This is a genomic window from Micromonospora chalcea, from assembly GCF_028768405.1.
GTDB lineage: Bacteria > Actinomycetota > Actinomycetes > Mycobacteriales > Micromonosporaceae > Micromonospora > Micromonospora chalcea.
In genome coordinates this window covers 4,767,586-4,794,019 of sequence record NZ_CP118233.1, presented here as the reverse complement: position 1 = coordinate 4,794,019, position 26,434 = coordinate 4,767,586, and the positions used below count along the sequence as shown (strand labels likewise).

General features: G+C 72.7%; 31 protein-coding genes and 1 pseudogene. 15 read left to right on the top strand and 17 right to left on the bottom strand.

Annotated features, from left to right (window positions below; all coding sequences use genetic code 11):
* The first annotated feature begins 15 nt into the window (after positions 1-15).
* Positions 16-1,419 (top strand): PQQ-like beta-propeller repeat protein, encoded by a 1,404-nt coding sequence (locus PVK74_RS21320; RefSeq protein ID WP_274477069.1) that lies wholly within the window; start codon positions 16-18, stop codon positions 1,417-1,419.
* On the opposite strand, the gene PVK74_RS21315 is transcribed toward PVK74_RS21320, so the two are convergent.
* The 5 genes and pseudogenes from PVK74_RS21315 to PVK74_RS21295 all read right to left on the bottom strand — a co-directional run bounded on the left by PVK74_RS21315 (position 1,403) and on the right by PVK74_RS21295 (position 4,615).
* Positions 1,403-2,581 carry a WD40 repeat domain-containing protein gene (locus tag PVK74_RS21315; protein WP_210873290.1) on the bottom strand — a complete coding sequence of 393 codons (1,179 nt, stop codon included), beginning with the start codon at positions 2,579-2,581 and terminating at the stop codon, positions 1,403-1,405. The two genes, PVK74_RS21320 and PVK74_RS21315, sit on opposite strands and share 17 nt — an antisense overlap.
* On the bottom strand, positions 2,578-3,108 hold the full coding sequence (locus PVK74_RS21310) for a SigE family RNA polymerase sigma factor (protein WP_043327648.1): 531 nt from the start codon (positions 3,106-3,108) through the stop codon (positions 2,578-2,580). Before PVK74_RS21310 ends, PVK74_RS21315 begins: the two co-directional genes overlap by 4 nt.
* Positions 3,109-3,223: 115 nt before the next feature.
* Positions 3,224-3,739, bottom strand: coding sequence for a putative immunity protein (locus tag PVK74_RS21305; RefSeq protein ID WP_043327649.1), 516 nt, complete (start codon positions 3,737-3,739; stop codon positions 3,224-3,226).
* Entirely contained in the window at positions 3,736-4,293 is a 558-nt protein-coding gene (locus PVK74_RS21300) for a putative immunity protein (RefSeq protein ID WP_274477068.1), read from the bottom strand. The genes PVK74_RS21305 and PVK74_RS21300 overlap by 4 nt, the downstream gene beginning before the upstream one ends.
* Positions 4,290-4,615, bottom strand: a pseudogene (locus tag PVK74_RS21295) (hypothetical protein). Before PVK74_RS21295 ends, PVK74_RS21300 begins: the two are co-directional and overlap by 4 nt.
* Before the next feature lie 95 nt (positions 4,616-4,710).
* Between PVK74_RS21295 and PVK74_RS21290 the strand changes: the two are divergent.
* Both PVK74_RS21290 and PVK74_RS21285 read left to right on the top strand, forming a co-directional pair.
* Positions 4,711-5,514: a helix-turn-helix domain-containing protein gene (locus PVK74_RS21290; RefSeq protein WP_274477067.1), complete on the top strand. Its 804-nt coding sequence runs from the start codon at positions 4,711-4,713 to the stop codon at positions 5,512-5,514.
* The gene (locus PVK74_RS21285; RefSeq protein ID WP_104112354.1) at positions 5,505-5,699 is read left to right on the top strand and encodes a DUF397 domain-containing protein; all 195 of its coding nucleotides are present in this window, start codon (positions 5,505-5,507) and stop codon (positions 5,697-5,699) included. Before PVK74_RS21290 ends, PVK74_RS21285 begins: the two co-directional genes overlap by 10 nt.
* A 211-nt stretch (positions 5,700-5,910) precedes the next feature.
* Here PVK74_RS21285 and PVK74_RS21280 read toward each other — a convergent pair whose 3' ends face one another.
* Positions 5,911-6,288: a VOC family protein gene (locus tag PVK74_RS21280; protein ID WP_064448017.1), complete on the bottom strand. Its 378-nt coding sequence runs from the start codon at positions 6,286-6,288 to the stop codon at positions 5,911-5,913.
* A 173-nt stretch (positions 6,289-6,461) separates the two neighbouring features.
* On the opposite strand from PVK74_RS21280, the gene PVK74_RS21275 reads away from it, so the two are divergent.
* From PVK74_RS21275 to PVK74_RS21260, 4 genes are all read left to right on the top strand, one after another.
* On the top strand, positions 6,462-8,231 hold the full coding sequence (locus PVK74_RS21275) for a proline--tRNA ligase (RefSeq protein ID WP_166456814.1): 1,770 nt from the start codon (positions 6,462-6,464) through the stop codon (positions 8,229-8,231).
* Between the two features lie 54 nt (positions 8,232-8,285).
* Complete coding sequence (locus PVK74_RS21270; protein WP_030499538.1) at positions 8,286-8,705, top strand: CBS domain-containing protein; 420 nt, start codon at positions 8,286-8,288, stop codon at positions 8,703-8,705.
* Between the two features lie 78 nt (positions 8,706-8,783).
* A complete protein-coding gene (locus PVK74_RS21265) occupies positions 8,784-9,209 on the top strand; it encodes a SufE family protein (protein WP_013283255.1) in 426 nt (141 codons plus the stop codon).
* Between the two features lie 20 nt (positions 9,210-9,229).
* Positions 9,230-9,862, top strand: a complete 633-nt coding sequence (locus tag PVK74_RS21260; RefSeq protein ID WP_274477066.1) for a DsbA family oxidoreductase — start codon at positions 9,230-9,232, stop codon at positions 9,860-9,862.
* Positions 9,863-9,898: 36 nt separating this feature from the next.
* Here PVK74_RS21260 and PVK74_RS21255 read toward each other — a convergent pair whose 3' ends face one another.
* The 4 genes from PVK74_RS21255 to PVK74_RS21240 all read right to left on the bottom strand — a co-directional run bounded on the left by PVK74_RS21255 (position 9,899) and on the right by PVK74_RS21240 (position 13,163).
* The gene (locus tag PVK74_RS21255) at positions 9,899-10,447 is read right to left on the bottom strand and encodes a YbaK/EbsC family protein (protein ID WP_043330797.1); all 549 of its coding nucleotides are present in this window, start codon (positions 10,445-10,447) and stop codon (positions 9,899-9,901) included.
* Between the two features lie 59 nt (positions 10,448-10,506).
* Positions 10,507-10,704, bottom strand: coding sequence for a hypothetical protein (locus PVK74_RS21250; RefSeq protein ID WP_043327658.1), 198 nt, complete (start codon positions 10,702-10,704; stop codon positions 10,507-10,509).
* A gap of 36 nt (positions 10,705-10,740) precedes the next feature.
* Positions 10,741-11,520, bottom strand: a complete 780-nt coding sequence (locus PVK74_RS21245) for an SDR family oxidoreductase (RefSeq protein ID WP_274477065.1) — start codon at positions 11,518-11,520, stop codon at positions 10,741-10,743.
* A 266-nt stretch (positions 11,521-11,786) separates the two neighbouring features.
* Entirely contained in the window at positions 11,787-13,163 is a 1,377-nt protein-coding gene (locus PVK74_RS21240) for an MFS transporter (RefSeq protein ID WP_210869889.1), read from the bottom strand.
* 154 nt (positions 13,164-13,317) lie between these two features.
* Between PVK74_RS21240 and PVK74_RS21235 the strand changes: the two genes are divergently transcribed.
* Positions 13,318-17,754 (top strand): cation-translocating P-type ATPase, encoded by a 4,437-nt coding sequence (locus PVK74_RS21235; protein ID WP_274477064.1) that lies wholly within the window; start codon positions 13,318-13,320, stop codon positions 17,752-17,754.
* On the opposite strand, the gene PVK74_RS21230 is transcribed toward PVK74_RS21235, so the two are convergent.
* On the bottom strand, positions 17,751-18,698 hold the full coding sequence (locus PVK74_RS21230; RefSeq protein ID WP_043330800.1) for an L-threonylcarbamoyladenylate synthase: 948 nt from the start codon (positions 18,696-18,698) through the stop codon (positions 17,751-17,753). The two genes, PVK74_RS21235 and PVK74_RS21230, sit on opposite strands and share 4 nt — an antisense overlap.
* Before the next feature lie 20 nt (positions 18,699-18,718).
* The gene (locus PVK74_RS21225; RefSeq protein ID WP_069089560.1) at positions 18,719-19,348 is read right to left on the bottom strand and encodes a winged helix-turn-helix domain-containing protein; all 630 of its coding nucleotides are present in this window, start codon (positions 19,346-19,348) and stop codon (positions 18,719-18,721) included.
* Between the two features lie 65 nt (positions 19,349-19,413).
* On the opposite strand from PVK74_RS21225, the gene PVK74_RS21220 reads away from it, so the two are divergent.
* On the top strand, positions 19,414-20,004 hold the full coding sequence (locus PVK74_RS21220) for a dienelactone hydrolase family protein (protein ID WP_069089561.1): 591 nt from the start codon (positions 19,414-19,416) through the stop codon (positions 20,002-20,004).
* A gap of 3 nt (positions 20,005-20,007) precedes the next feature.
* Here the strand turns inward: PVK74_RS21220 and PVK74_RS21215 are convergent, their stop codons facing one another.
* Genes PVK74_RS21215 through PVK74_RS21205 form a run of 3 tightly spaced genes read right to left on the bottom strand, consistent with a single transcriptional unit; the run spans position 20,008 to position 21,430 of the window.
* A complete protein-coding gene (locus tag PVK74_RS21215; RefSeq protein WP_166456810.1) occupies positions 20,008-20,688 on the bottom strand; it encodes a PH domain-containing protein in 681 nt (226 codons plus the stop codon).
* A gap of 53 nt (positions 20,689-20,741) precedes the next feature.
* Positions 20,742-21,128, bottom strand: a complete 387-nt coding sequence (locus PVK74_RS21210) for a VOC family protein (protein ID WP_069089563.1) — start codon at positions 21,126-21,128, stop codon at positions 20,742-20,744.
* Complete coding sequence (locus tag PVK74_RS21205; protein ID WP_043327664.1) at positions 21,125-21,430, bottom strand: ArsR/SmtB family transcription factor; 306 nt, start codon at positions 21,428-21,430, stop codon at positions 21,125-21,127. The genes PVK74_RS21210 and PVK74_RS21205 overlap by 4 nt, the downstream gene beginning before the upstream one ends.
* A gap of 14 nt (positions 21,431-21,444) precedes the next feature.
* Between PVK74_RS21205 and PVK74_RS21200 the strand changes: the two genes are divergently transcribed.
* Both PVK74_RS21200 and PVK74_RS21195 read left to right on the top strand, forming a co-directional pair.
* Positions 21,445-22,032: an AAA family ATPase gene (locus PVK74_RS21200; RefSeq protein WP_274477063.1), complete on the top strand. Its 588-nt coding sequence runs from the start codon at positions 21,445-21,447 to the stop codon at positions 22,030-22,032.
* A 79-nt stretch (positions 22,033-22,111) separates the two neighbouring features.
* The gene (locus tag PVK74_RS21195; protein WP_113972324.1) at positions 22,112-22,846 is read left to right on the top strand and encodes an LPXTG cell wall anchor domain-containing protein; all 735 of its coding nucleotides are present in this window, start codon (positions 22,112-22,114) and stop codon (positions 22,844-22,846) included.
* 66 nt (positions 22,847-22,912) lie between these two features.
* Here PVK74_RS21195 and PVK74_RS21190 read toward each other — a convergent pair whose 3' ends face one another.
* A complete protein-coding gene (locus PVK74_RS21190) occupies positions 22,913-23,311 on the bottom strand; it encodes an ester cyclase (RefSeq protein ID WP_210883974.1) in 399 nt (132 codons plus the stop codon).
* Between the two features lie 147 nt (positions 23,312-23,458).
* On the opposite strand from PVK74_RS21190, the gene PVK74_RS21185 reads away from it, so the two are divergent.
* On the top strand, positions 23,459-24,343 hold the full coding sequence (locus tag PVK74_RS21185; protein WP_274477062.1) for an aminoglycoside phosphotransferase family protein: 885 nt from the start codon (positions 23,459-23,461) through the stop codon (positions 24,341-24,343).
* A 46-nt stretch (positions 24,344-24,389) separates the two neighbouring features.
* Entirely contained in the window at positions 24,390-24,953 is a 564-nt protein-coding gene (locus PVK74_RS21180; RefSeq protein ID WP_274477061.1) for a dihydrofolate reductase family protein, read from the top strand.
* A gap of 63 nt (positions 24,954-25,016) precedes the next feature.
* Here PVK74_RS21180 and PVK74_RS21175 read toward each other — a convergent pair whose 3' ends face one another.
* Positions 25,017-25,403, bottom strand: coding sequence for a MerR family transcriptional regulator (locus PVK74_RS21175; protein ID WP_064448031.1), 387 nt, complete (start codon positions 25,401-25,403; stop codon positions 25,017-25,019).
* Between the two features lie 95 nt (positions 25,404-25,498).
* On the opposite strand from PVK74_RS21175, the gene PVK74_RS21170 reads away from it, so the two are divergent.
* Both PVK74_RS21170 and PVK74_RS21165 read left to right on the top strand, forming a co-directional pair.
* A complete protein-coding gene (locus tag PVK74_RS21170; RefSeq protein WP_274477060.1) occupies positions 25,499-26,113 on the top strand; it encodes an NADPH-dependent FMN reductase in 615 nt (204 codons plus the stop codon).
* Positions 26,114-26,154: 41 nt separating this feature from the next.
* Positions 26,155-26,331, top strand: coding sequence for a DUF4259 domain-containing protein (locus tag PVK74_RS21165; RefSeq protein WP_274477059.1), 177 nt, complete (start codon positions 26,155-26,157; stop codon positions 26,329-26,331).
* The last annotated feature ends 103 nt before the right edge of the window (positions 26,332-26,434 follow it).

The window sequence follows — 26,434 nt, the reverse complement described above, 5'->3', positions numbered from 1 at the left end:
AACGGGAGACGACCGATGACGTATCAGCACCAGCAGTACCCGCCGCCCGCGTACCCACCGGTGGGCCGGCCGGGTCCGGGCGGTGCGCCGCCGGCGGCGCCGAAGCGGCGCGGGCGCGTCGCGTTGCTGGTGGCCGGTGGGCTGGTGGCCGTGCTCGCGGTCGCGGCCGGCACCGCCTACGGCGTGTCCCGGCTGGTCGGCGGCGGTGACGACGGCGGGAGGAAGCTGCGTGCCGCGTGGGTGCTCGACTTCCCGGAGCTGCAGCGCAACGGCCTGAAGACGTACGACGGGCAGGACATGTTCGGCGCCTGGCTGGTCGGCGACGCGGTGGTCCGGGCGCAGCCGGACGGGATCATCGCCTACCGGCTCGGCGACGGCGGCCAGGCGTGGGGCGTGCCCGCGCCGCAGGGGGCATCGTTGTGCGCGGCCGCGCAGACCCTCGCCGACGGGCGGGGTGTGGTGGCGCTCGGCCCGGCCGACTCGTGCGACACGCTCGTCGGGTTCGACGCGGCCGGTGGCACGCAGGCGTGGCGGGCGACGTTCCCTGTGGAACGCCGGACGGGCCGGTCCGAGACCGTCGCGCCCGACCTGTCGGTGGCCGCCGGGCAGGTGATCGTCCGCAGCGGCGGGAACGTCCTCGGCTACTCGCTGGCCGACGGCAGGCGGCTGTGGCAGACCGACGCCGATCGGCTGCTGCCCGGCCGCGACTGCCGCCTGACCGACGCGCAGGCCGCCGGGGACCAGGCCGTCGTCACCACGCTCTGCGACGGCGACCGGGGCGCGCTGCTCGGCCTGGACCCGGCCACCGGCAAGCCGCGCTGGAAGCAGGACCTGCCCGCCGCGCAGCAGAGCGACGGGGTGCTCAGCGTCGACCCGCTGGTCAGCCGGCCCGGCCTGAGCACCGAGACGTTCGTCGCGCGCGACGCCACCGGCAAGGAGCGGGCCGCGTTCGGCAATCCCGTCGACGGTACGCGGTTCAGCGACCTGCCGGTCAACCGTTCCAACACGGTGAGCGGGCCGGCGGTCCGCCCGTACCTGGCCGACGCGGACACGCTCTACCTGCCGACCGAGCCCTCTCCGGTGGGGGACAAGATGCGCCAGGCCAACCAGGTGGTGGCGATCGACCTGGCCACCGGGAAGCGGCGCTGGGTGTCGGCCGGGCACACCGACAGCGAGGTGGAACTCGTCCGCCTCGACGGGCAGGGCGTGCTGGCGTGGGAGGTGGGTGACCGGCGGGATCTCGCCCCACGGCTGGTCCGGATCGACCCCGCCACCGGGAAGGTGGGCGTGGTGGCCGAGGCGCCGCTGTCGGCCGGCACCGAGGGCAGCGACGCGAAGGTGCTGGAGCGCGACGGCACAGTGGTGCTGGTGCCGTGGAAGCAGGTCACGGCGGACGCGGCGATCACGGTCCTGCGGTGATGATCTGCATGTCCCGCAGCGCCGAGGGCTCCGCCCGCTCCGTGATCTTCTTGCCGTTCGCATCCACCAGGACCACCGTGTAGCGGTCACCGCTGCGGACCCGGACCACCATCGACCCGTCCGGCTGGAAGAAGACCTGCCGCAGTTGACGTCCCTCCAGCGGCAGCGACACCTCCGCGCCGGTCCGGGTGTCGAGCACGGCGTTGACCAGTAGCTCCCGTGCCGCGTCCCCGTACGTGCCGTTCCGGTCGATCCGCAGGAGCGCGACCCGCCGGCCGTCCGGGGAGAGACTGGACAGGTCGAAGGAGACGTACCGGCTGCCCTTGGTGCCCAGGTCCGGCACCGTCCGGCGCGCCCTGCCGTTCCGGTCGGTGAGGACGATCGTGCCGTCGGAGCCGTCGGCGAACGCCAGCGTCCCGTCCGCCGCGAACACGGCGTGACAGCCGTCGAGGCCCGTCACCCTGGTGAACTTCCCGGAGGAGACGTCGAGCACGCCGGTGGCCGGGTCGTCGCCGCCAGCGTTCAGACGCACGACGAGCTGTTGCGAGTTCGGCAGCCAGACGGGTGACCAGCAGACGTCGTCGACGCCGTCCCGGAGCTTGCGCCGCCCCGAGCCGTCGATGGCCGACACCCACACCGCACCGGTCGTCTCGACCCAGGCAACCCTCTGTCCGTCGGGTGACACCGAGACGTTGACCTGCGCCGGCCCGTACGGGAGACCGAGCAGGCGGACCGGGTCGTCGCCCGGACGCCAGGACTGAAGCCGGACGGTGCTCGTCGGGGACGGGGCGTTCGCCAGGTCGGACGGGCCGTAGACGAGCCGCCCGAAGGTCGCGTCACCGTTCGACCCCCCGCCTGTGGTTTCGCTGGGACTGGTCGACGGCGTGCTCGACGGCTCGGCGGACGAGGTCGGGGTGGGCTCGACCGGCGGGGCGGTGACTGTCACCGACGGCCCGGCCGGCACGGGCGTCTGGCTGTTCGGCCGGATCGCCAGTGCCGTTCCGGTCGCGGCGGCCAGCACCACCAGCACGGCGGCAGAAGTGGCGGCGGCCCGCTGGAGGCCGAGCCGCCGCGAGGTACGCAGTGCCCGGTCCCGCAGGTCGACCGGGGTGACCTCCTCGGCCAGATCGGCCAGGTCGAAACGCAGTCGGTCCTGGTTCATCGGGCGGTTCCTTCCGTGACGTACAGCTCGGCGAGCTCCGGTGCCACGCTGCGCAGCTTCGCCAGCGCCTTCGAGGTCTGGCTCTTGACGGTGCCGACTGTCACACCGAGCAGGTCGGCGGCCTCGGTCTCGGTGCGGTCCTCGAAGAACCGCAGAACCAGCACGGCCCGCTGTTTGGGAGAGAGCCGGGCCAGCGCGGCCCGGAGGGTCAGCCGGAGCGTGGTCTGCTGGGCGTGGTCGGGGGCCGAGTCGCCTCCGCGCGGCTCGGGCACGTCGCCCGGCATCGACTCGGCCACCCGGCGGCGCCGCCACCAGGAGACCTGCAGGTGGTACATGACCTTCCGGGTGTACGCCTCCGCGTTGCCGGTCTCGTGCAACCGATTCCAGGCACGGTGCGTACGGGCCAGCGCGGACTGGACGAGGTCCTCGGCCAGATGCTGGTCGCCGGTCAGCAGGTAGGCGGAGCGCAGCAGCGCGGGCGTACGAGTTCGAACGAACAGGTCGAACTCAGTCAGGAGAAGATCCACACGAGCCGGTCCTTGGGGTCAGGTGGTGCATCGGCGTGACGCCTTCCGAGACGCCACCCGGCCACGCCATGGTTGCCACCTCCGGTGGCACTTTCCCGGCAGGCTCCGGCCGGTGTCAGCAGTCGAAGACCGACCAGCAGATGTCGTTGCGCAGCCGCTGGTCGTCCAGGACCAGCTCGCGGATCTCGGCCGGAAGCTGATCGCGCTGCCACCGGCACTCGTCGCGCCCGGCCGCCTCGCCGAGACCGGCGGGCGCCGCCGCGCGTACCGCCTTGATCGCGTACGCGGCGGCGCCGAGTTCGTGCGCGGCCACGTGGGCCACGACGGCGGCCTGTCCGGCGGCGTACGCGGCGTTGCGTGCCGCCCCGCGCAGGTCCCGGGCCGCGCCCATGGCGTGCCCGCCCGCCGCACGCGCCTCCATCATCCTGACCTCGCCCCGCACCCAGGCGCGGGCGTACGCGATCGCCTCACGCGGGCGGCTGTCGTCCGGCCGGACCGCCTCGAACAGGCCGAGGACGTGCTCCGCGCAGGTGGCGGCCCAGAGCGCCAGCAGATGGTGGTGCTCGTCGGTGAGCGTGCCGCCCCGGCGGATCGTGGTGAACCGGGGATCGCGGACCTTCGGCAGGATCACGACGCGGCCTCCGGCCCGGCGGCGCCCTGGCGCAGGTCGTGGTCGAGTGCGCTCATCAGCCGGGCGACCCGGCTGCCGCCGCCGGTCACCGGCGGATAGCGGCGGAGCACGTCGACCAGCACGGGGGTGGCGAGCCGCCGGTACCGGTCCAGCGCTGCCACGCCGACGATCTCGTCACCGCCGGCCTCCAGTTCGGCGACGCGCGCGGCGTTGGCGGTGGCCCGCAGAATGTGGCCGACCTGGGTGGCCTTCGCGATGGGGTGCAGGTACGCGGCCGCGGCGGCGTCACCGGCGGCCCGGGCGGCCAGGCGCGCGGACTCGGTGGGCGCGGACCGGGCGGCCCGGTGCGCGTCGAGGGACGTGACCCGCTGGAGTTTCGTCCGGGCGGCACCGCGCGCGAACGTCCACGCCGCCTCGACAGCCGCACGGGGACGCGGATCGCCGGGAACCGCCCGCTCGTAGACCGGGAGGACGTCCTCCGCGTGCCGGACCGCGTACCGCGCCACCTCGCGCAACTCGTCCATCGTCAGGTCGAAGTCCCCGGGCGCAGTCATGTCGCGGGCATCGTATCGGTGATGCCGCGCCGGTACGGGCCCCAGCCGACGAACCGCTCGAACAGCTCGCGCGGGGTCGGCCCGTCCTGCGGGTTGAGGCGGAACAGGTCGTGGGTGGCCTCGTGGTAGAGCCCGGACAGGTAGACGGCCAGGTCGACGGGGTGGTCCGCGTACTCGACCTTGAGCAGTAGGCGCGCCTGCGCACAGCGCCGCAGGCGCGGCACAGCCAGAGCGGCCGGATCGGCAGGTGGGCCGGGTGGTCCGGCGGGTAGGGGCGGGGCCGATCGGGGTACGGCCCGAGCCGCGGTACGGGAAGGTTCATGCGTGACAGTCTGCTGATCGCGCCACTACGCTCGGAAGTCCTCGCTGCCGGTCCGGGGAGAGGCCGGGAGACCGGCCGCAATCTGAGGAGGACGTGTGGAGAACGAGCCGACCGCCGAGCTGATCCGCGCGCAACTGCGGCGGCTGCGGGTGCGGGCCGAACTGAGCCAGGAGGAGTTCGGGAGGCTCGTGCACTTCTCCGGCTCCCAGGTGTCGGCGGTCGAGCTGGGCCACCGGCCGCTCGACAGGTTCTTCCTCGCCCGGGCCGACGAGGTGCTCGGCACCGGCGGACTGTTGATGTTGCTGCTCAAGCTCGCCGAGCGCGACGGCCAGCCGAGCTGGTTCCGCCCCTGGCTGGAAGCCGAACGCCAGGCGCAACAGTTGCGCACCTACCAACCGACCCTGGTTCCCGGACTGCTCCAGACCGAGAACTACGCCCGCGCGATGATCCGCACGGATGACCTGATCACCGATGACGAGGTGGAACGACGCCTCGGAGTGCGGCTGGACCGGCAGTCGATCCTCTCCGACCCGGGCCGCCCGAAGTACATTGCCGTCATCGAGGAGTCCGTTCTACGCCGCGCCGACGAGGGCTACCGCGGACTCATGGCCGAGCAGATCGCGCACCTCGTCGAGTGCGCCGAGCGCCCGCACGTCGACATTCACATCGTGCCGACCTCGGTTACCGTGCACGTCGGCCTGGTCGGACCGTTCGCGCTGGCCCGGGGCACAGACGGCGGCTGGGTCGGCCACCTGGAGAACCAACTCGGCGGCGTCGTGGTCGACAAGGACGAGGACGTGGCTATCCTGCTGTCCAGATGGGAGAGTGTCCGCAGCGAGGCACTACCGCGCCGGCAGTCGGTCGAGCTGATGAAGGACGTGATGACCTCGTGGAGCTGACTGGAGCGATCTGGCGGAAGTCCACACGCAGCGGTACCCAGGGCGACTGTGTCGAGGTGGCGGACAACCTGGCCGCTGTGGTCGGGGTGCGGGACAGCAAGGACCCGGCCGGGCCGGTGCTCACCTTCACACCCGACGCCTGGCGGGCCTTCGTCCGGCTCAGCGGGAGCCGCGCGTCGCGCTGATCAGCACCGTGTGGGCCGATCCGGTGCCACAGCTCGCCCGTGCCGGCCCCGACCTCCAGCACGTCCCGGGCCAGTGGCAGCCGCTCGCCCAGCCAGGCGAACCAGCTCTGCGGATTGGTGCCGTAGGCGTGCAGCGCGATGCGAGCGGTCAGGTTGCCGGTCGTCGTCGCGTACTGGCTGGTCGCCCGCGCCGACGCGGTGGCGTCGCCCGTCATGAGAGGTAGAAGCAGAACGGGTGACCATCCGGGTCGAGGAGCACCCGGACGTCGTCCTGCGGCTGGAAGTCGGGCAGCGTCGCGCCCACGGACACCGCGTACGCCACGGCTGCCTCCAGGTCGTCGACCTTGATGTCCAGGTGGACAGACATCTGCTGGTCGCCGGGACCGGCCGGCCACACCGGCCGCACGTAGGCCGGCTCGTCCTGGAACGCCAGCCAGTGGCCGCCCTCGGGCGGGGCGAGGAGGACCCAGTCGGATTCCTTCTCGCGCCGGATCCAGCCGAGCAGCCGCTCGTAGAACGCGGCCAGGTCCTCTGCGGACGGCGCGTCCAGCACCGTTGTCGTCAGCTTCATCAGCGGTCGCTCAGCCATGCCGCATTCCTACCCGGCACCCGCGACATTTACCGGCCCATCCGCACCATCTCGGCGGGGTGGCGGCATCGACACCAGTCGGATGCCGCCACCTCCCCGAGCCGGCGACGATCGGTCCGCGCGGACGCCGAAAGGGGTCGCCCGGCCCTCCGCTCGCGCCATAAGCTGCGGCAATGCTGCTGCGCATGTCGACCCTGCTGCTCCGGACCCTGCGTGAGGACCCGGCCGACGCGGAAGTGCCGAGCCACCGTCTGCTGCTGCGCGCCGGATACGTCCGCCGGGCCGCGCCGGGCGGCTACACCTGGCTGCCGCTGGGCAAGCTCGTGCTGGACCGGATCACCGCGATCGTCCGGGACGAGATGACCGCGATCGGCGACCAGGAGGTGCACTTCCCGGCGCTGCTCCCGGCCGAGCCCTACCGGACCAGCGGGCGGTGGACCGAATACGGGGACGACATCTTCACGCTCGCCGACCGCAAGGGCGCCGACCATCTGCTCGCGCCGACCCACGAGGAGCTGGCCGCGCTGCTGGTGAAGGACCTGTTCACCTCGTACCGGGACTTCCCGGTGACGCTGTTCCAGATCCAGACGAAGTTCCGCGACGAGGCCCGTCCCCGCGCCGGTCTGCTGCGCGGGCGCGAGTTCCTGATGAAGGACGCCTACTCGTTCGACCTGGACGACGCGGGGCTCCAGGCCGCGTACGACAGGCACCGGGCCGCCTACGAGCGCGTCTTCACCCGGCTCGGGCTGGACTTCACCACTGTCCACGCGATGTCCGGCGCGATGGGTGGGTCGGCGTCGGAGGAGTTCCTGGCCGCCACGCCGGTCGGTGAGGACACGTTCGTCGGCTGCACCGCCTGCGACTACGCGGCGAACACCGAGGCGGTGGTGACCCGCGCCCCGGCCGCCGGTGACCCGGACGCGCACCCGCCCGCCGAGACGCACGACACCCCGGAGACGCCCACCATCGCGGCGCTGGTCGAGCTGGCCGAGGCCCGCAAGCTGGGCGGGCGCACCGGCTGGACCGCCGCCGACACGTTGAAGAACGTGGTCCTCACCGTCCGCAGGCCCGGTGCCGAGCAGGCCGAACCGCTGGTCATCGGCCTGCCCGGCGACCGCGAGGTGGACCTGAAGCGGGTCGAGGCGGTGCTGGCCCCCGCCACGGTGGCGGTCTTCGAGGACTGGGACGCCCACCCGGAGCTGGTCCGCGGCTACATCGGGCCGCAGATCCTGGCCAAGCACGGCATCCGCTACCTGGTCGATCCCCGCGTGGTGCCCGGCACCGCCTGGCTGACCGGCGCGAACGAGCCGGGCCGGCACGCCACCGACGTGGTCTGCGGGCGCGACTTCGTACCGGACGGCACGATCGAGGCGGCCGAGGTGCGGCCCGGTGACCCCTGCCCGGCCTGCGACGCCGGTGAGCTGACCATCCGGCGGGGCATCGAGGTCGGGCACATCTTCCAGCTCGGACGCCGGTACACCGACGCGTTCGCGGTCGACGTGCTCGGCCCGGAGGGCAAGCCGGTCCGGCCCACGATGGGCTGCTACGGCATCGGCGTGTCCCGGGCGGTCGCCGCGGTGGCCGAGCAGCACCACGACGACCGGGGGCTGGTCTGGCCCGCGGCTGTCGCGCCGTGCGACGTACACCTGGTCGCCGCCGGGAAGGGGCCGCAGCTCGACGCGGCGCTCGACCTCGGCGGGCGCCTCGCCGCCGCCGGCCTGCGGGTGCTGGTCGACGACCGCACGCACGTCTCCGCCGGGGTGAAGTTCACCGACGCCGAGCTGATCGGCATTCCGCGCGCCGTCGTGGTCGGCCGCCGTCTCGCCGACGGGTACGTGGAACTACGTGACCGGGCCACCGGTGAACGGGCCGAGGTGCCGGTGGAGGACATCGTGGAGCGTCTGCGCGACGAGGTGGGCGCGACGCGCCACGACGGGGTGTAGCGAACGCGGTACCGGGTACCGCATACGGATCGACCGAGGTGTTCGGAGGCTCTCATGTACCGCGTCAGTGACGTGATGACCAGGCAGGTGATCTACCTCCCGGCGGAGACCCCGCTGGACGAGGCGGCCCGGGTGATGAAGGAGTCGGACATCGGCGACGTGGTGGTGACCGACGGCGCCACGCTCGCCGGCATGCTGACCGACCGCGACATCGTGGTGCGGGCGGTGGCCGAACGCGCCGACCCGGGCACCACCACGATCGGCTCGATCATCACCCGTGAGGTGGTCATGATCGAGCAGCACTGCACAGCGAACGAGGCGGCGGCGCTGATGCGCGAGCGCAACATCCGGCGCGTGCTGGTCTGCGACAGCGACCGCAAGCTCGTCGGCATCGTCTCCCTCGGTGACCTCGCCATGCAGCTCGACCCCCAGTCGGCGCTCAGCGACATCAGCGAGGCCGCGCCGAACGCGTGAGAGCGGGCCCGCTCGCGTGACGCGGGGCACCGCCACCGCCGTCGCATGACGGCGCGCGGCGGCGGATAGCCTCGACTCATGCCCGAGATGCCGACGAAGCTGGCCGAGATCGTGGACGAGTTCGCCGCCGCACCGCGCGACGTCGTGCTGGAGATGCTGCTGGAGTTCGCCGACGTGATCCCGCCTCTGCCCGAGGGTGTGAACCGGGAGGAGCTGGAGCAGGTCCCCGAGTGCCAGACCGCGTTCTTCCTGCGCGCCGAGGTGAACGCGGACAAGACGGTCAGCACCGTCTTCGACTGCCCGCCGGAGGCGCCCACCACCCGGGCGTTCGCCGGCATCCTCGCCGAAGGGTTGGCCGGGGCGAGCGCCGAGGAGGTGCTGGCCGTGCCGGACGATCTCTACCAGCGGATGGGCCTGGCGCAGGCGATCAGCCCGCTGCGCGTACGCGGCGGCACCGCCATCCTGGCCCGGCTCAAGCGCCAGGTCCGGGAACAGATCTCCTGACCGGCGGGTTGTCGCTGGTCATGGACATCGAGATCTACGCCGACGTGGTCTGCCCCTGGTGCTGGATCGGCAAGCGCCGACTGGAACAGGCGCTGGAGTCGTACGACGGCGAGGTGAACGTCCGGTTCCGGCCGTTCCAGCTCGACCCGACGCCGGTCACCGAGCCGAAGCCGCTGCTGGAGGCGCTCGGCGACAAGTTCGGCGGACGGGACAAGGCCGAGGGCATGGCCGCGCACGTCACCGGCGTCGCCGCGGGCGCGGGCCTGGACCTGCGGTTCGACCGGGCGGTGGCGGCGAACACGTTCGACGCGCACCGGCTGGTGCGTTTCGCCGCCGAGTGCGGCCGTTCCGCCGAGATGGTCGAGCGGCTCTACCGGGCGCACTTCCACGACGGCATCGACGTCGGATCGATCGACGCGCTGGTCACGCTGGCCGTCGAGGCCGGTCTGGACGAGACCGAGGCGCGGGAGTACCTGGAGTCGAACCTGGGCCGCCGGGAGGTCGTCGCCGACCTGAGCGCCGCGCATCAGCTCGGCGTCTCCAGCGTGCCGACGTTCGTGCTGGCCGGAAAGTACGCGGTCACCGGCGCGCAGGAGCCGGAGACGCTGCTCGCCGCGTTGCGCGAGGTGGCGCAGCGCGAAGCGGCAGCCTGATGTTTCACGTGGAACAAGATCGATGCGAATGAGGACCTAGGCCGGCCTGGCCAGGTCCTCCACCACCCTCGCCCCGGGCAGCGCGCCGAGCGCCGGCCCGGGCAGGGCGATCTTGCTGTGCCGTACGCCTGATCCGATGATCACGTGCGGGGTGGCGATCACCCGGGAGTCGACGAGGACCGGCCAGTCCGCCGGCAGCCCGATGGGCGTGATGCCGCCGTACTCCATTCCGCTCAACTCGACCGCCTCGGCCATCGGCGCGAAGCTCGCCTTGCGCACGTCGAGCAGCTTGCGGACCACGCCGTTGACGTCGGCGCGGGTGGTGGCGAGCACGACGCAGGCCGCGTACCGGGTCTCGCCGCCGCGCTTACCGGCGACCACCACGCAGTTGGCCGATTCCTCCAGCCCCACCTGGTACGCCTCGCAGAACGCGGCGGTGTCGGCCAGGTCGGCGTCGATCGGGGCGACGAGTACGTCGTCCACGTCCACCGGGGCCTCGGCCGGCCACTCCTGCAGCGCCGCGGCGACCGGCGGGGCCAGCAGGTCGAGCCGTGCCCGGGCCGGCTCCGTCTTCAGCGTCCCCATCATGTCGCGATCCTCGCACCTGCTTCGCGGATCGACCCTCCGGGCCCCGGCTCCGCCCCTCAGTTGGGATTGCTGAGGAACGCGTTCTCCTGCGCGAAGTCCCGGTTCTCGGCGGTGGTGAGCTGCCGGCGGCGCAGCACCTCGGGACGGTTCGCCTCGGCGTCCTCGATGCCGTGCCGGACGCCGACCCTGATCACGCCGTAGAGGAAGACGAAACCGAAGACGTAGAGGAGCACTGTGGCGACGAAGACCAGCATGCGGTCACGGTAGGCCGATGCGGACCCGACCGGTTCTCATCTTCCGCCGGTTCCCCCGTACGTGTCCGCGAGGTAGTCGGCCCAGGTCCGGGTGCCGGTCGGTGTGGCCGTCGTGGTGAGTCCGCCTCCGCGCAACTCCCGCCCGAGGCGGCCGGGAATCCGGACCGGCAGCAGCGGACGGCGTACCCGGCGGGCCGCGAGCCAGGTGCGGGCCGCCTCGTCGAAGCGCAGCACCTGCGGCCCGGCGAAGTCCTCGACCCGGTGCGACGGTCCGGCGAGCAGCAGCACCGCGAGCCGGTCCGCCACGTCGGCCGGGTCGACCGGCTGGGCGAGTACGGCCCGGTCCCCGATCACCGGGCCGAGGCGGCTCGCGCCTTTCAGCAGGTCCGCCAGGAACTCGGGGAACTGGGTCGCGCGCAGCACGCTCCACGGCACCGTTCCGGCGGCCACCACCTCTTCGGCCGCGAGCTTGTGCCGGTAGTAGGGGATCGGCACCCGGTCGACGCCGACGATCGAGACGTACACCAGGTGACGGACCCCGGCGTGGTCGGCGGCCATGGTCAGCCGGCGGGTGCCGAGCACGTCGATCTCGTGGGTACGCCGTTGCGGCGACGAGGCCAGGTGCAGCACCGCGTCCACCCCGGCGACCGCCTCCGCCAGCCCGGCCCCGGTGGCCAGGTCGGTGCTCACCCATTCCACCCCGTCTCCGGTACGGGGCCGACGGCTGGTCGCCCGGAGCGTGAAGCCCTCGTCCCGCAGCCGGGGCACCACCACCCGCCCGAGCCGTCCGGTCGCCCCGGTCACCAGCACCCGCATCGCCACTCCTCCCAGCCACGCCCTGCCCACTCGGTCCGCATTCAGGACGGCAGCCCGGCCGGGATCGTGACCGCTCGCCGGGCCGTCGGCCCGAAGTCGCGCTTGCCGGGCTGCTCCATCACAGTGTGTGAGCCCCGCGCAGGCGACTACGACTGTTGAGCGATATACCTGAGAGTCATAATCATGACCAGGAGTCATACCGCAGTCAGGCGATGCCTTCGGCAGGAGCGTTACTGCGCGTGAGCGGCGACCGGGCCGGCGACGCCTCAGCCCGCCGGGCGAGGCACCACTCGACCGGCAAGGGTCAGGCCGAGCAGGCCGCAGCCCGCTGCCACCGCCAGCGTGGTCGCGTAGCTGGCCGGGCCGGGTGACGCACCGGCGGCCAGGACGGCGCCGGTCAGCGCCAGCACGGTGGCCGCGGCGAGCGAGTCGCCCAGTTGCAGCGCCGAGCTGTTGCGGCCCTGCTCGGCCGGGGCCGACTGCTCCAGGGTGAGCACCGACAGCGACGGGTAGAGCAGTCCCATGCCGAGCCCGGCCACGGCCCAGGAGAACACCGCCGGCAGCACCGGCAGCCCGGGCAGCAGCGCCGACGCGACGCCCGCCGTACCGATGGTGATGCAGGCCAGCCCGGCCCGGGGCAGGCTCGCCGCCGACCGGGGCGAAGCGATCCGGCCCTGGATCCACGAGCCCACCGACCAGGACAGCGCCCCCACGGTCAGCACCAGGCCGGCGCCGGTGGGCGAGAAGCCGCGCTCCCGCGACAGCATCAGCGGGATCACCACCTCGGCGGCCACGAACGCCGCCGACGCCAGCGCGCGCAGGCCGATCACCGTCGGCAGACCGCGTGCCGCGCGCAGGAACCCGGACGGCAACAGACGCGGTACGCAGACGAACAGCCCGGCCAGCGCCCCGGCGATCAGGCCGGCGGCGAGCACGCCGCGCTGCTGCCCCCCGTAGTGCAGCAGTGCGGCGCTCGCCCCCGCCCCGCAGGCCCAGCCGACGCGGGCCAGCGCGCCCGCGGGCGGCCGGGTCGGCACGGTGCCGGCCAGCGCCTTCAGACCCGGCTGGATCAGCAGCGCCGCCGGAATCGCCACCGCCGGTACCGCGAGGAACACCCATCGCCAGCCCAGATGTTCCACGATCAGGCCGGCCAGCGCCGGGCCGACCAGCGACGGCACCACCCAGGCCGCGGCGAACGCGGCGAAGATCCGCCGCCGCAACTGCTCCGGGTACGCCTGACCGACCACCACGTAGAGCGCCACCGAGACGAGTCCGGAACCGAAGCCCTGCACCACCCGCCCGACGACCAGCATCTCCATGGTCGTCGCGGAACCGGCCACGACCAGCCCGGCGACGAACCAGGCGACGCCGTGCCACATCGCCGGCCGTGGTCCGCGCGCGTCGCACCAGATGCCGGAGGCGACCATCGCCACCACGCCGGAGGCGAACGAGCCGCCGAACGCCAGCGCGTACAGGCCGAGCCCGTCCAGCGCGCGGGCCACCGTCGGCATGGCGGTGCCCACCGCCAGCGCCTCGAACGCGAGCAGGGACACCAGGGCGACGCTGCCCACAGTCATCGCCCGAAGGCGCGGCGACCACAGGTCGACGGGTGGATCGGCCGGGAGGGCGGCGGTGCTGGTCATGGGCTACAGCCTCGGACCTCACCCCGGGTTGAGGTCAACTGTGGTCCCCGTCTCGTCCGGCGGGAACGACCGGACCCCGAACTTCTGCCGTCCGGGTGGCATAACGGACGCCGCGCCGGGAAGTCGGGCCGCCGGGACGAGACCGGGAGGCGAGATGGCGCTGGGACGCTTCGCCGGCCTCCTGCTGTCCCCGACGGTCGTACCCACCAAGGTCTCCGAGGTCGCAGGAAGCGTGGGTACGGCCGCCGCCCGGCTGGCCCGGCTCACCGGGCTGACCAGCCGCCGGGTGTGGTCGCAGGACGGCCGCCACCACATCGAGGTGCACGGCGTCTGCCAGGACGGCGGCGACCGGCTCGCCCGTCAGGTCGAGGCGGCGCTGGAGTCGATGCCGGGCGTGACCTGGGCGCGGGTGAACGCGCCGTCCGGCCGGGTGGTGGTGGCGACCGGGGAGCCGGCGCCGAAACTGCGCGATCTGATCGCCACAGTGGCCCGCGTCGAGCAGACCTGCCCGTACGAGCCGGACCCGGAGATCGAGCCGCCGCAGCCGCCCGAGGACGGCCCGCGTACCGCGCGCACGTTCGGCGCGCTGCTGTCCGACGTGCTCGGACTGGGCATCTCCGCCGCCACCCGGGTGCTGCCGCTCACCCCCGTGCCGGCCGAGGTCGCCGGGCTGCTCGGCGCTGTCGACCTGCACCCGAAGCTGCACGCGCTGGCCGGGCTGGGCATCCGCGCCGACCCGCGCGCCGAGGTGCTGTTCCCGCTGGCCGAGGCGGTGGTGCAGGGTCTCACCGGCGGCTGGGCCGGGATCGTGCTGGACGGCGCGCAGCGCGTCGTGCAGTGGGGCGAGGGGGCCGCTCAGCTGGCCGCGTGGCGGCGGGCCGAGCCACACCTGACCGGTGACCCGGAACGGGCTGTGGCCCGGGTGCCGGACGGCGAGCGGCCGTGCCCGGTGCCGGACGGGCAGCCGGAGCGCTACGCCAAGCGGGTACTCCCGGCCGGCGCGGTCGCCGGAGCGGCGGCGCTGCCGGTGCTGGGACCCAAGCGGGCCGCCGCGCTGGCACTGTCCTCGCTGCCGAAGGCGCCCGGTTCCGGCCGCGAGGGTTACGGCGCCCAACTGGGCCGGATGCTCGCCCGGCGCGGCGTGATCGCCATGGACCGCAGCGTGCTGCGTGAGCTGGACCGGATCGACACGGTGGTGCTGGACGCGGCGGTGCTCGGTTCGGACCGGGGGGTGCTGGCCGACCTGTCGCCGCTGGCCGACGCCGACACCGGGCAGGTCGCCGCCCGGGCGTTCGCGCTGTTCGACCCGGCCGAGCCGGACGCGGTACGCGCCGCCGACGGCTGGCGGATCGGCCCGCTGGACCGGCTCGGCGCCGACGATCCCGGGGACACCGCGGACAGCGCGCGGCTGCGCGCCGACGGTGGACGGCTGCTCGGGCTGGCCGAGAACGGCCGGCTCGCCGCCGTACTGCGGGTAGAGCCCGAGCCCGCACCGGGCGTGGACGCGCTGGCGTCGGCCGCCCGGCAGGCGGGCCTGCGGCTCGTGGTCGGCGGCGCGGACGACGGCCGGTACGACTTCGCCGACCTGCTCGTACCCGGTGGTGCCCGGCTCGCCGGCGCGGTGCACGACCTGCAACGCGAGGGCGCGGTGGTGATGGTGGTCTCCGGCGAGCGGTCGGCGCTCGCCGCCTCGGACTGCGGCCTCGGCGTGTACGGCCCGGAGGACCTGCCGCCCTGGGGCGCGCACCTGCTGGTCGGCGACGACCTGCGGGTACCGGCACTGCTCATCGACGCGGCCGGGGTGGCCCGCCGGATGACCGAGCAGAACATCCGGGTCGCCATGGCCGGCACCGGGCTCGGCGCGCTCGGAGCATTCACCGCCGACCGTCGGCGGCTGCCCCGCCCGACGCTCGCGGCGGTGAACGGCGCGGCGGCGCTCGCGTTCGCGCACGGCGTGTTCCGGGCGCACCGGCTGCCGGACCGCACCGGCGTACCGGTGCCCGCGCTCAGCGCCTGGCATCTCATGCCGGTGGAGACCGTCCTCGAACAGCTCGGCACCGACGCGTCCGGGCTGACCGAGGGCGAGGCGACCCGGCGGCGGCGCGTCGAGGTCGGCGACGAGCACGGTCCGGCCGGGCTGCTCCGCTCGTTCGTCGAGGAGCTGTCCAACCCGCTCACCCCGGTGCTGGCCGCCGGTGCGGTGCTCTCCGCCGCGTTCGGCTCACTCGTCGACGCGGCGCTGGTCGGCGGCGTGGTGGGCGGGTCGGCGCTGGTCGGCGCGGTGCACCAGCGCAACACCGAACGGTCGCTGGCCGAGCTGCTGTCCCGCTCGGCGGTCACCGCCCGGGTGCTGCGCGACGGCGCGGAACGGGTGGTGCCCGCCGAGGAGCTGGTACGCGGCGACGTGATCACGATCAGCTCCGGGGACGCCGTACCGGCCGACTGCCGGGTGCTGACGAGTGACGGGCTGGAGGCGGACGAGTCGTCACTGACCGGTGAGTCGCTGCCGGTGGCGAAGAGCCCCGACCCGGTGGTCGCGGCGGCCATCGCCGAGCGGCACTCGATGCTGTTCGAGGGCACCACAGTCGCCGCCGGGCACGGCACCGCTGTGGTGGTGGCCACCGGCGCGGAGACCGAGTCCGGGCGGAGCCTCGCGATGGCCCGGCAGGCCCCGCCCGCAAGTGGTGTGGAGGCGCGGCTGGGCAAGCTGACCAGCAGCGCCGTACCGCTGGCGGCCGCCTCGGCGATCTCGGTGGCCGGTGCGGGGCTGCTTCGGGGCGTACCCCTTGCCGAAACGGCGGCGACCGCCGCGAACCTGGCCGTGGCGTCGGTGCCGGAGGGGTTGCCGTTTCTGGTCAGCGCCGCGCAGCTGGCGGCGGCGCGGCGGCTGGCCGAGCACGGCGCCCTGGTCCGCAACCCCCGGACCATCGAGGCGCTGGGCCGCGTCGACGTGCTCTGCTTCGACAAGACCGGCACGCTCACCGAGGGAAAGCTGCTGCTGGCCGGGGTGGGCACCGGTGACGGCCGGTACGCCGTGCTGGGCGAACTGGACGAGCCGCTGCGGTCGACGCTGGCAGCCGCGGTGCGGGCCACCCCGTCCGCCGCCGACCCGGACGAGTTGCCGCAGCAGACCGACCGGGCGGTACGCCACGGCGCGGACGCCGCCGGGGTGACCGAGCGGACCGGCGCCGCGGAGTGGACCGCCACCGCCGGGCTGCCGTTCGAGCCGTCCCGGGGCTACAGCGCCGCTGTCGGCCGCTCCTCCGGCGGGCTGCTGCTGAGCGTGAAGGGCGCCCCCGAGTCGGTGCTGCCGCGCTGCGCGTCGCGGCGCACCGCCGAGGGGGACCGGCCGCTCGATGCGGCGGGGCGCGAGGAGGTGCAGGCCATGCTGGCGGGGCGGGCCGGGGCCGGGCACCGCATCCTCGCCGTGGCCGAGTGCCGGGTCTCCACCGAGCAGGTCAGCGACGAGCAGGTGAACGGCCTGGTCTTCGTGGGTTTCCTGACGCTCGCCGACGGGGTGCGGGACAGCGCCCGGCCGGCTGTGGCCCGGATCCGGGCCGCCGGCGTACACACCGTCATGATCACCGGCGATCACCCGGCCACCGCCGAGGCGATCGCCGCCACGATCAGCCCGGAGGACGGCGGCCAGCGCGTTGTCACCGCCACCGACCTGGACCGGCTGGACGACGCCGCGCTCGCCGAGCGCCTGATGGCCACCGACGTGGTGGCGCGCTGCACGCCGGCGCACAAGGTACGGATCATCCAGGCGTTGCAGCGCCAGGACCGGACCGTCGCGATGACAGGTGACGGCGCCAACGACGCCCCGGCGATCCGGCTCGCCGACGTCGGTATCGCGCTCGGTCAACGGGGCACACCCGCCGCCCGCGCCGCCGCCGACCTGGTGGTCACCGACGACCGGCTGGAGACGATCATCGCCACGCTGGTCGAGGGCCGGGCCATGTGGTCGTCGGTGCGGCACGCGCTCAGCATCCTGGTCGGCGGCAACCTCGGCGAGATCGCGTTCAGCGTGCTCAGCGCCGCCGCGACCGGCCGCTCCGCCCTGAACGGCCGGCAACTGCTGCTGGTCAACCTGCTCACCGATCTCGCGCCGGCGCTCGCCATCGCGGTACGGCCGCCGGCCGACGACCGTGCCGACCACCTGCTACGAGAGGGTCCGGACTCCTCGCTCGGTGTGACCATGACCCGGGAGATCGGGCTGCGGGCGGCGTCGACCACGCTGGGCGCGACCGCCGGCTGGACGATCGCCAGGTGGACCGGCACCCAGCGGCGGGCCAGCACCGTCGCGCTGGCGTCCCTGATCGGCACTCAGCTCGGCCAGACCGTACTGGCCGGCGGCACCAGCCCCAGCGTGCTCGCCGCCACCGCCGCGTCGGTGGGCGCGCTGGTCGCGGTGGTGCAGACGCCTGGTGTCAGCCAGTTCTTCGGCTGCACCCCGATGGGCCCGGTGGGCTGGGCAATCGCCACCGGCTCGGCGCTCGGCGCGACGTTCGCCAACGGCACGCTCACCAAGCTGATGGACCGCATGCCGCAGCCCGGCTCGCACGGGCGTCCCGACGCGGAACAGTTCTAGTGCCAGGTGGCGGCGGCCCGGCGCAGCCGGTCGTTTATCGCGCGGCCCACTCCGGTGTCCGGCACCGGCTCGGCGACGATCTCGGTCACCCCGGCCGCGTCCAGCCGGTGCAGCGCGTCGAACAGTCGCGCCGCCGCCGCGGTCACGTCGCCGTCGGGCGACAGCACCTCCACCGCCGCCCAGTCGCCGTCCGCCGGTGGCTCCCGGAAGGCCAGGAACCCCCGCCGGCCGCCGCCGGGCTCGGCCGCCGCGCCCAACCGCAACGGGGTACGCGGGGCGTAGTGCGCGGCCAGCGTCCCGGGCGCGACGGGCTGACCGGAGCTGCCCTGGCGCACCTCGACCGGGCCGACCGCCTCGATGATCGCCTCGACCGGAAGCGCGCCCAGCCGCAGCACCACCGGCCGGTCGCCGCGCGCGTCCACGATCGTCGACTCGATGCCGCACCGGGTGGGCCCGCCGTCGAGCACCACGTCCACGGCACCGCCCAGCCCGGCCACCACGTGCTCGGCGCGTGTCGGGCTGAGCTGGCCGAACCGGTTCGCGCTCGGCGCGGCCACCGGCACGCCGGCCGCCGCGATCAGCGCCCGCGCCGACGGCTCGTCCGGTACGCGTACCGCCATGGTGTCCAGGCCGGAGGTGACGATCGGCGGGATGATCTCCGGTCGGTCCACGATCAGGGTGAGCGGGCCGGGCCAGAAGCGCTTCGCCAGCTCGGCCACCGCCGCCGGCACCTCGCCCACCAGCGCGGCCAGGTCGGCGGCGTCGGCCAGGTGGCTGATCAGCGGGTCGAAGCTGGGCCGCGCCTTGGCCTCGAAGATCCGGGCCGCCGCCCGCGCGTCGAGCGCGTTGGCGCCCAGGCCGTAGACGGTTTCGGTGGGAAAGGCGACCAGCCCGCCGGCGCGCAGAACGGCGGCGGCCTCGTCGATGCCGCGCTCGGCCGGCAGGACGCGCGGGGATCCGGTGCTCACGCTTCCGACGCTAGCCTGCTCTCTTCGCCGCCCCGGCGAGACCCCGTCGAAGGGGCGGGGTCCGTGTCCGGGAGCGTGGGCGCGTCCGTGGGGTAGAGGCCGGCGGCGAAGCCGTACACCTGGTCCCCGGCGCGGGGGATCTGCGCGAACCGCCGGGCCAGCGCCTGCACCTCCGCCCAGAACTCGCGGACGTCCTCGATCGGGATGCGCGCGTGCACGAGCGTGCACCGCAGTTCGTCGGCGGCGTGCGCGGCGGCCGCTTCAGCTGCCGCCTCGGCGAGGCCGTTGATCCGGGACACGACCTGCTTGTCCTCTGTCCGGGTGAGCGCGCCGACGTAGAAGGTGCGGGCGACACGCCCGTAGAACCGCTCTTCGATGGCGCGTACCCGCCGGGTCCGCACCACGCGCAGCAGCCCGGCGTCCACCAGTTGGTTCACGTGGTACGCGACGCTGCTCTTCGGCCGGTCGACCGCGCGGGCCAGCTCGTTCACCGTGGCGGCGCGTTCCAGGAGCAGTTCCAGGAGCGTGCTGCGCAGCGGGTCGGCGAGCGCGCGCAACTGCTCCGGGGCGGTGACCACGAGCAGGTCCTCGAGGTCGTAGTCCGGGATCCGCTGATTGACCGACATTTCTCGACCGTTCTAAAATTCTGGTTCGTTCGATAACTCTGGTCTGACAACTCAGGAGTGTAGTGATGGCCGAGATCGTGCTCTTCCACCACATTCAAGGACTCACCGACGGCGTACGCGCCCTCGCCGACTCCCTGCGCGCCGGCGGACACACCGTGCACACCCCGGACTTATTCGACGGCGAACGGCCGGCCGCCATTTCCGACGGCGCCGCGCTGGTCAAGAGCATCGGCGGCGACGTCCTCGACCAGCGCGCCGACGCGGTCGTCGCCGACCTGCCCGCCGACCTCGTCCACGCGGGTGTCTCCTGGGGCGCCGCCATCGCCCAGCGGCTCGCCCAGACCCGGCCCGGCGCCCGGGCCGCCCTGCTCTACGAAGCCTGCCTGCCGGTGACCGGTGAGTGGGCGATCGGCCCCTGGCCCGACGGCGTGGCGGTACAGGTGCACGGCATGGAGCAGGACCCGTTCTTCGGGCTGGAAGGCGACGTGGACGCCGCCCGCGAGCTGGTGTCGATCGTCGGCCCCGAACGCGGCGAGCTGTACGTCTACCCCGGCGACCGGCACCTGTTCACCGACAGCTCGCTGCCCTCGTACGACGCCGAGGCGACCGCGCTCGTGGTGAGCCGCAGCCGCGAACTGCTCGACCGGCTCGCCTGACGCCTACTCGTCACCCCGCAGCCGCGCCAACTCGGCCGCGTACTCGGCGTCGGTCAGCACCCCGCGCTCGTACTGCCGGGTCAGCGCGTGGATGTCACGCCGCCGCCCGGCGCTCGGCGCGGGCGGCCGGGTCCGGTCCGGACGGTCGACGCGGACCGGATCCGGCGCCGGGCTCGCCGCCGCGCGCTGCTCCGGGGGCCGGGCCTCGCGGTGGCACTCCCGCAGGGTCGCGAGGATCTCGTCGTAGTGCTCCGGCCAGGTGACCAGCCGGGTCAGCTCCAGGCGGAACGGCCGGACGATGGCGCCGGACTGGATCGGCGTCTGCACCGGCGCGCCGTCGGTCCGCTCGATGACGATCGCGTCGCGTCCCATGTCCAGACCTGCTATCGAACCCGTACCGCTGTGGATATCCGCGACCGACGCCCACGGCACCGTGGTCGTGCGGAGAAGCGAGCGCGAACGTACGCCGACGGGGCTCACCCAGACGCCGAGCATCGCGCGGCGGACCGCGACGGCGAGGACGCCGGCGTTCCACACTCCGAGGACGACCGCCTCCCGTTCCAGGAGACTGCCGCTACGGACCCCGAACACGATGAGCACGAAGTAGCCGACCGCCAGCCCCGCCACGACCATGGAGCCGGAGGTGGCCAGGTCCAGCGAGTACGGGCGCCGCCACACCGTCATGCCGCCAGGGTGACCGATCGTGTCCAGCGGTTCAGCGCGGCGTCAGCGCCCGGCTACCGGTACTGTGCGATCTGGATCAGGTTGCCGCAGGTGTCGTCGAACACCGCGGTGGTCACCGGGCCCATGTCGACCGGCTCCTGGGTGAACAGCACGCCGAGGCCCCGCAGCCGCTCGTGCTCGGCGGCCACGTCGTCCACCGCGAACTGCGTCAGCGGGATGCCGTCGGCCGCGAGCGCCTCCTTGAACGCCTTGGCGGCCGGGTGCGCATCGGGCTCCAGCAGCAGTTCCACGCCGTCCGGGGCGTCCGGCGACACCACTGTCAGCCAGCGGTACTCGCCGGTCGGCACGTCGGTCTTCTTCACGAAGCCCAGCACCTCGGTGTAGAAGCGCAGCGCCTTGTCCTGGTCGTCGACGTACACGCTGGTGAGGTTGATTCTCATGGGTTCTCCTGGGTGGGTTCGGCGGACCTGAGCCATCGTTCGGTGACGGCCCGCAGCGGCCGGGTGTCGAGGTGGTGGAACTTGTAGCGACCCTGCCGCCGCGTGACGACCAGGCCGGCGGCCTCCAGGACGTCGAGGTGCTGGGAGATCGCCTGCCGGGACGACGTGACCTGGTGCTTCGTGGCCAGCCGCCCGCAGATCTCGAACAGGGTCTGACCGTCGCGCTCGGTCAGCTCGTCGAGGATCAGGCGGCGGGTGTGGTCGGCCAGCGCCTGGTACAGATCGCCCACGTCACCCACCATAGGCAAGTGACAGCTTGCCTATCAAGCGGATTGCCCGCCATTCGGAGGACGACATGCCCGGATACATCCTCACCGGCGCTCCCGGCTCCGGTAAGACAGCGATTCTCCGGCGCCTGGAGATCGACGGGTACCCCGTCGTGGAGGAGGCGGCGACCGACGTGATCGCGCTTCACCAGGCGCTCGGACGACCGGAGCCGTGGCGTGAGCCGGGCTTCGCCGACCGGGTGCTGGATCTCCAACGGGAGCGCCGTCGCCGAGCCGCGGCGAACGCCGGCGAGGTCGTCTTCCACGACCGTTCGCCCGTCTGCACGCTGGCGTTGTGCCGCTATCTGGGCCGTGCCGCACCGCCCGCGCTGCTCGCCGAGATCGAGGGCATGACGGCGAATCGCCACTACGAACAAACCGTTTTCTTCGTACGCCATCAGGGCTTCGTGGAGGCGACCGCCGCTCGCCGGATCACTTTCGAGGAATCACTCGTCTTCGAGCGGATCCACGAGTTGACCTATCGCGAGGCCGGATTCGACCTCGCCGACGTGCCGGCCGGCCCACTGGCGAGCCGGGTAGCGGCGATAAGAGAGGCGGTTGATCGACTGCGCCGTTAGCGCAATCAATGCTCCTTGCGCTTCGAAGGGACGCCGGTAACATCTCCATGTTTTGATCTACACGGGGAGGAAAGTCCACATGCGATGGAAAATCCCGGCCGGCGCCCTGGTGGCGCTGGCCTTTGTGATTCCGGCGGCGCCCGCGGCGGCGCAGACCGCAGTGCCCGGGCTGAACGACGCCTGCCAGACGGTCGAACGCAAGGTGTACAAGGATTTCCGCGAGCTCGTCACCATCGACCTGGACACGGCCAACGTTTCCGAGCTGCGGCTGCTGGCCTACCGGCTCCTGGCCGAGGCGCAGGCCGAATCGTTGCCCGTTCTGCCGGGCGAGATCGAGGAGCGGCTGAAGGGCACCTCGGACGACCTTCGCGCATACCTCAAGAACGTGGAGAATCGCTGGGCGACGGCTCTGCGCGTCTCGATCGGCCAGACGATGACGGGTGCCGGCCCCAACGTGCGGGCCGCCGCGCAGAAGGTGCTCGACAACCCGTCCGTCGAGGCCTACCTCGCCTACCTGAACAACGGCCTGCACGAGGCTCGCGCGCTCGACTGCGCATCCCAGCCGACGCCGACGCCGTCTCAGCCCACGACCACGCCGACCGCGACGCCCAGCGCCACGTCGACAGTCGTGCCGCCCCTCAGTCCCTCCGCAAGCGTGGGCGTACCCGGCGGCGACGGTGGTGGCGAGGGTGGCGGCCTGCCGGTGACCGGCTCCGACACCGCGACAGTGGCCGGCATCGGCGGGGCGCTGCTGCTCCTCGGCGGCGCCAGCTACGTCATCGGACGCCGACGTCGTTCCCGCTTCGTCGCATAGCTTCCTGGGCGCGCCCAGCTCGATGTCGCATCGGGCTGGGCGCGCCGCGTTTTCCGGATTCCCCCGTCAGCCGGCGAGCTGCCGCCGCACCGAGTCGGTGTCCATCAGGTACGACATGTGCTTGAACTTGCCGTCCTGGAGCCGGTAGAAGGCGGTCTCGACGAACGAGACCGAGGCGCCGGTAGGTGCTAGGCCGTTCCACTCCTTGACCGGCGTTCCGGTGTCGACGAGGCGGGCGGCGATCCGGTCGCCCTCGACGACGACCTCCTGGATCTCCCAGTGAAGATCCGGCACCGCCTCGACGTGCTTGTAGAACTCGGCCACCATGTCCGCCATCCGGACCGGCGTGCCGTTCATGATCACCTCTTCGTGGGCGAAGTCGGCCATGCGGTCGAACTCCCGCTTGTTCGCCAGATCGACGTACCGCAGGTAGAAGTCACGCAGTTCCTCAGTGGTGGCGCTCATGATCGCTCGTTCCCCTCCGCATATTTTGTACCGCTCGGTTCGGAGCCAACCGTAGCAGAGTTCTGTACCGATCGGTTCATGATCAGGATCACGCCGCGCTCCGAATTCGATTGACCGTGTGATCCGGCGGGTCCTACGGTCGCGTCGATGCGTCCGGGAGAGATCGTCGTCACTGTGGAGCAGGTACGCGCCCTGGTCACCGACCAGTTCCCCGAATGGTCGAGCCTGCCGATCGTGCCGCAGCCGCTGAACGGCACCGACAACGCGCTGTTCCGGCTGGGCGACTCCCTGACGGCACGGCTGCCACGGGCGCCGTGGGCGGTCGACCAGGTGACGACCGACGCGACCTGGCTGCCGCGGCTCGCCCCTCACCTCCCGGTGCCCGTGCCGGTGCCGGTCGCGGTCGGCCGACCCGGCGGGAACTATCAGTGGCCGTGGACCGTCGTCCCGTGGCTCGACGGGGACAACCCGAAATCCGGGCAGGACCACGTCGACCTCGCCGTCGACCTCGCCGGCTTCGTACGGGCGATGATCGCGATCGACCCGATGGACGGGCCGGTCAAGGAAGGCATCCAGCGCGGCGTACCCCTGGTGCAGCGCGACGAACTGACCCGCCGGTCGATCGCGGAGCTGGGCGACCGGATCGACGGCCGGGCGGTGACCGCGGCGTGGGACGAGGCGATGGCGGCGGACGAGTGGCCGGGACCGCCGGTGTGGCTGCACGCTGACCTCCTGGCGGGCAACCTGCTGGTCGACCGGGGCCGGCTCACCGGCGTGATCGACTTCGGCGGTCTCGGCCGCGGCGATCCGGCCGTCGAGGTGCGACCCGGCTGGAGTCTGTTCGACGCCCGCGCCCGGGCCGCCTACCGGGAGGCGCTCGGGTTCGACGAGGCGACCTGGGTACGCGGATGGGCGTGGATGCTGTCCGTATCGCTCTACTGGCTGGCGGACCTGTGGGACTCGATCAGCGAGTACGACCGCCGGGACACCATCCGCCACATCGACTACATTCTGCGTCACCGCCACGACTGACCTGCGGGGTCCGGTGTTGCGGGACCGACCGACGGAGGCATGCGCTGTGCGGAAATTGATCTACGGCATGAACCTGACAGTGGACGGCTACGTGTCCGCGCCCGGCGACGACATCGGGTGGGGCGAATCGAGCGACGAACTGTTCCAGTGGTGGCTCGATCAGGAGCGGGCGGTCAGCCTGTTCCTGTACGGGCGCCGCCTGTGGGAGAACATGAGCGGCTACTGGCCGACCGGCGACCAGCAGCCGGGCGCCACCCCGGCGCAGATCGAGTTCGCCCGGAACTGGCGGGACACGCCGAAGGTGGTGTTCTCCTCCACCATCGACAAGGTCGACTGGAACGCCCGCCTGTTCACCGGGGACGCGATCGCTGAGATAACCCGGCTCAAGGCCGGGGACGGCGGCCCGATGAGGGTCGGTGGTGCAGCCCTCGCGGGGGCGGCCATGCGGGCCGGGCTGATCGACGAGTACGAGATCGTCACCCACCCGGTCCTCGTGGGCGCCGGCACGTCGTTCTTCGGCGCGCTGGACGGCTGGTCGAAGCTCGACCTGGTGGAGACGCGGACGTTTCCCGGCGGCGTGACCCTGAGCAGGTACGCGACGAAGCGGTAGCGACTTCCGGCGGCGTCTGCGGTCAGGGTCCAGCGCCTCCAGCCGGGTGCCGAGCCGGCGGCGTCAGGAGTCCAGTGCCGCTCCCAGATCGCAGAGCCTGGCGCCCGAACCGAGCAGTTCGAGCCGGGCCTTCAGGTCGGCCACGCGCTGCTCGGCCTCGGTGACGATGTGCTCGGCGACCCGACCCCAATCCTCGGGTCCCGGGTCCGCGGGAAGCGCGGAGAACAACTCGGCGATCTCGCGCACCGTCAACCCGACCCGCTGAGCGAGCTTGGCGACATGGATGCGGCAGGCCGCGGACTCGTCGAACCGGCGCTGGTTGCCTGCGGTACGCACCGCGTTGATCACGCCGTGCTTCTCGTAGAACCGCACCGCCGAGGGCGCCACTCCACTGTCGGCGGCGACCTCGCTGACGGTCGCGTATGCCACGACCGGGTTCGTGAGCGTCATGCCCTCACCGTACGCCGCGAGGGGTTGCTTCCCCCCGACGATGCGCGTCGATCCGGCTTGACTTCAACATATGTTCAACCCGCAGCGTGGTGGACATGACCGCTCCGACAGCACATGCCAATCACCACTCCACCACCGCCGCGCAGACCACGACGCGAGTCGCGGTGATCGCCTCCAGCATTCGCAACGGGCGGATGAGCCCGACCATCGCCGAGTGGGTCGTCGCCGCGCTCCAGCAGAGCAGTGGCGTCAACGTCGACCTGATCGACCTCGCCGGGATCACCCTGCCCGACGACACCCGGCTTTCTCCCGGCGGCGGCCCGAGGACCGAGGTCGCCGACCGGATCGAAGCCGCCGACGCGTTCGTGTTTGTCACCCCGGAGTACAACCACTCCTACCCCGCATCGCTGAAGCGGCTCATCGACTGGCACTACGCCGCCTGGATGCTGAAGCCGGCCACCGTCGTCGCCTACGGAGTCCAGGGCGGGTACGCGGCGATCGAACACCTGCGCGGTGTCCTGGCCGAACTGAACATGGTCACCACGCGACGCTGCCTCGGACTGGCTGCCCCGTGGGAAGCCCTGGACGACAGCAACCGCTTCACACCCGCCGACGGCACGAACAAGGCGCTGGCCAGCGCGCTGGCCGAACTGGCCTGGTGGACCGCCGTCCTCACCGACGCACGCGTCAACCGTCCGTTCCCGGCCTGAGGTCCTCGAACCCCGAACTTCTTCCTTGCAAAGCCCTTGGCTTGGACGACGACCTGCCACAACTGGCGATCGAAGCACTTGACCGGGTCCTCGGCGACGACTCCGAGTGGCGGAGCCTATGGGGTGAGGCGGGAGCGAGTGAGTTCCCGCAGATCAACAAGCTCCGCGCAGTGCTCTCCGGTCCGCCCGAACTGCCCGGCCAGATCGCGATGCTTTAGGGACGGCGCGTCCCTGGGCGGTGATCTACCCGTCATTCGAGTCATCGACCCAATCCATGCTGGGCTCCTCTTCGTCGGGCGACGTTGCGATCACCTGCTCCCA

Excerpts from the sequence above, each read along its gene's own strand:
- PVK74_RS21320 (WP_274477069.1), top strand. The coding sequence starts at position 16 with ATGACGTATCAGCACCAGCAGTACCCGCCGCCCGCGTACCCACCGGTG.
- PVK74_RS21315 (WP_210873290.1), bottom strand. The coding sequence starts at position 2,581 with ATGAACCAGGACCGACTGCGTTTCGACCTGGCCGATCTGGCCGAGGAG.
- PVK74_RS21300 (WP_274477068.1), bottom strand. The coding sequence starts at position 4,293 with ATGACTGCGCCCGGGGACTTCGACCTGACGATGGACGAGTTGCGCGAG.
- PVK74_RS21280 (WP_064448017.1), bottom strand. The coding sequence starts at position 6,288 with ATGGCTGAGCGACCGCTGATGAAGCTGACGACAACGGTGCTGGACGCG.
- PVK74_RS21275 (WP_166456814.1), top strand. The coding sequence starts at position 6,462 with ATGCTGCTGCGCATGTCGACCCTGCTGCTCCGGACCCTGCGTGAGGAC.
- PVK74_RS21270 (WP_030499538.1), top strand. The coding sequence starts at position 8,286 with ATGTACCGCGTCAGTGACGTGATGACCAGGCAGGTGATCTACCTCCCG.
- PVK74_RS21265 (WP_013283255.1), top strand. The coding sequence starts at position 8,784 with ATGCCCGAGATGCCGACGAAGCTGGCCGAGATCGTGGACGAGTTCGCC.
- PVK74_RS21260 (WP_274477066.1), top strand. The coding sequence starts at position 9,230 with ATGGACATCGAGATCTACGCCGACGTGGTCTGCCCCTGGTGCTGGATC.
- PVK74_RS21255 (WP_043330797.1), bottom strand. The coding sequence starts at position 10,447 with ATGGGGACGCTGAAGACGGAGCCGGCCCGGGCACGGCTCGACCTGCTG.
- PVK74_RS21250 (WP_043327658.1), bottom strand. The coding sequence starts at position 10,704 with ATGCTGGTCTTCGTCGCCACAGTGCTCCTCTACGTCTTCGGTTTCGTC.
- PVK74_RS21245 (WP_274477065.1), bottom strand. The coding sequence starts at position 11,520 with ATGCGGGTGCTGGTGACCGGGGCGACCGGACGGCTCGGGCGGGTGGTG.
- PVK74_RS21240 (WP_210869889.1), bottom strand. The coding sequence starts at position 13,163 with ATGACCAGCACCGCCGCCCTCCCGGCCGATCCACCCGTCGACCTGTGG.
- PVK74_RS21235 (WP_274477064.1), top strand. The coding sequence starts at position 13,318 with ATGGCGCTGGGACGCTTCGCCGGCCTCCTGCTGTCCCCGACGGTCGTA.
- PVK74_RS21225 (WP_069089560.1), bottom strand. The coding sequence starts at position 19,348 with ATGTCGGTCAATCAGCGGATCCCGGACTACGACCTCGAGGACCTGCTC.
- PVK74_RS21220 (WP_069089561.1), top strand. The coding sequence starts at position 19,414 with ATGGCCGAGATCGTGCTCTTCCACCACATTCAAGGACTCACCGACGGC.
- PVK74_RS21215 (WP_166456810.1), bottom strand. The coding sequence starts at position 20,688 with ATGACGGTGTGGCGGCGCCCGTACTCGCTGGACCTGGCCACCTCCGGC.
- PVK74_RS21210 (WP_069089563.1), bottom strand. The coding sequence starts at position 21,128 with ATGAGAATCAACCTCACCAGCGTGTACGTCGACGACCAGGACAAGGCG.
- PVK74_RS21205 (WP_043327664.1), bottom strand. The coding sequence starts at position 21,430 with ATGGTGGGTGACGTGGGCGATCTGTACCAGGCGCTGGCCGACCACACC.
- PVK74_RS21195 (WP_113972324.1), top strand. The coding sequence starts at position 22,112 with ATGCGATGGAAAATCCCGGCCGGCGCCCTGGTGGCGCTGGCCTTTGTG.
- PVK74_RS21190 (WP_210883974.1), bottom strand. The coding sequence starts at position 23,311 with ATGAGCGCCACCACTGAGGAACTGCGTGACTTCTACCTGCGGTACGTC.
- PVK74_RS21185 (WP_274477062.1), top strand. The coding sequence starts at position 23,459 with ATGCGTCCGGGAGAGATCGTCGTCACTGTGGAGCAGGTACGCGCCCTG.
- PVK74_RS21175 (WP_064448031.1), bottom strand. The coding sequence starts at position 25,403 with ATGACGCTCACGAACCCGGTCGTGGCATACGCGACCGTCAGCGAGGTC.
- PVK74_RS21170 (WP_274477060.1), top strand. The coding sequence starts at position 25,499 with ATGACCGCTCCGACAGCACATGCCAATCACCACTCCACCACCGCCGCG.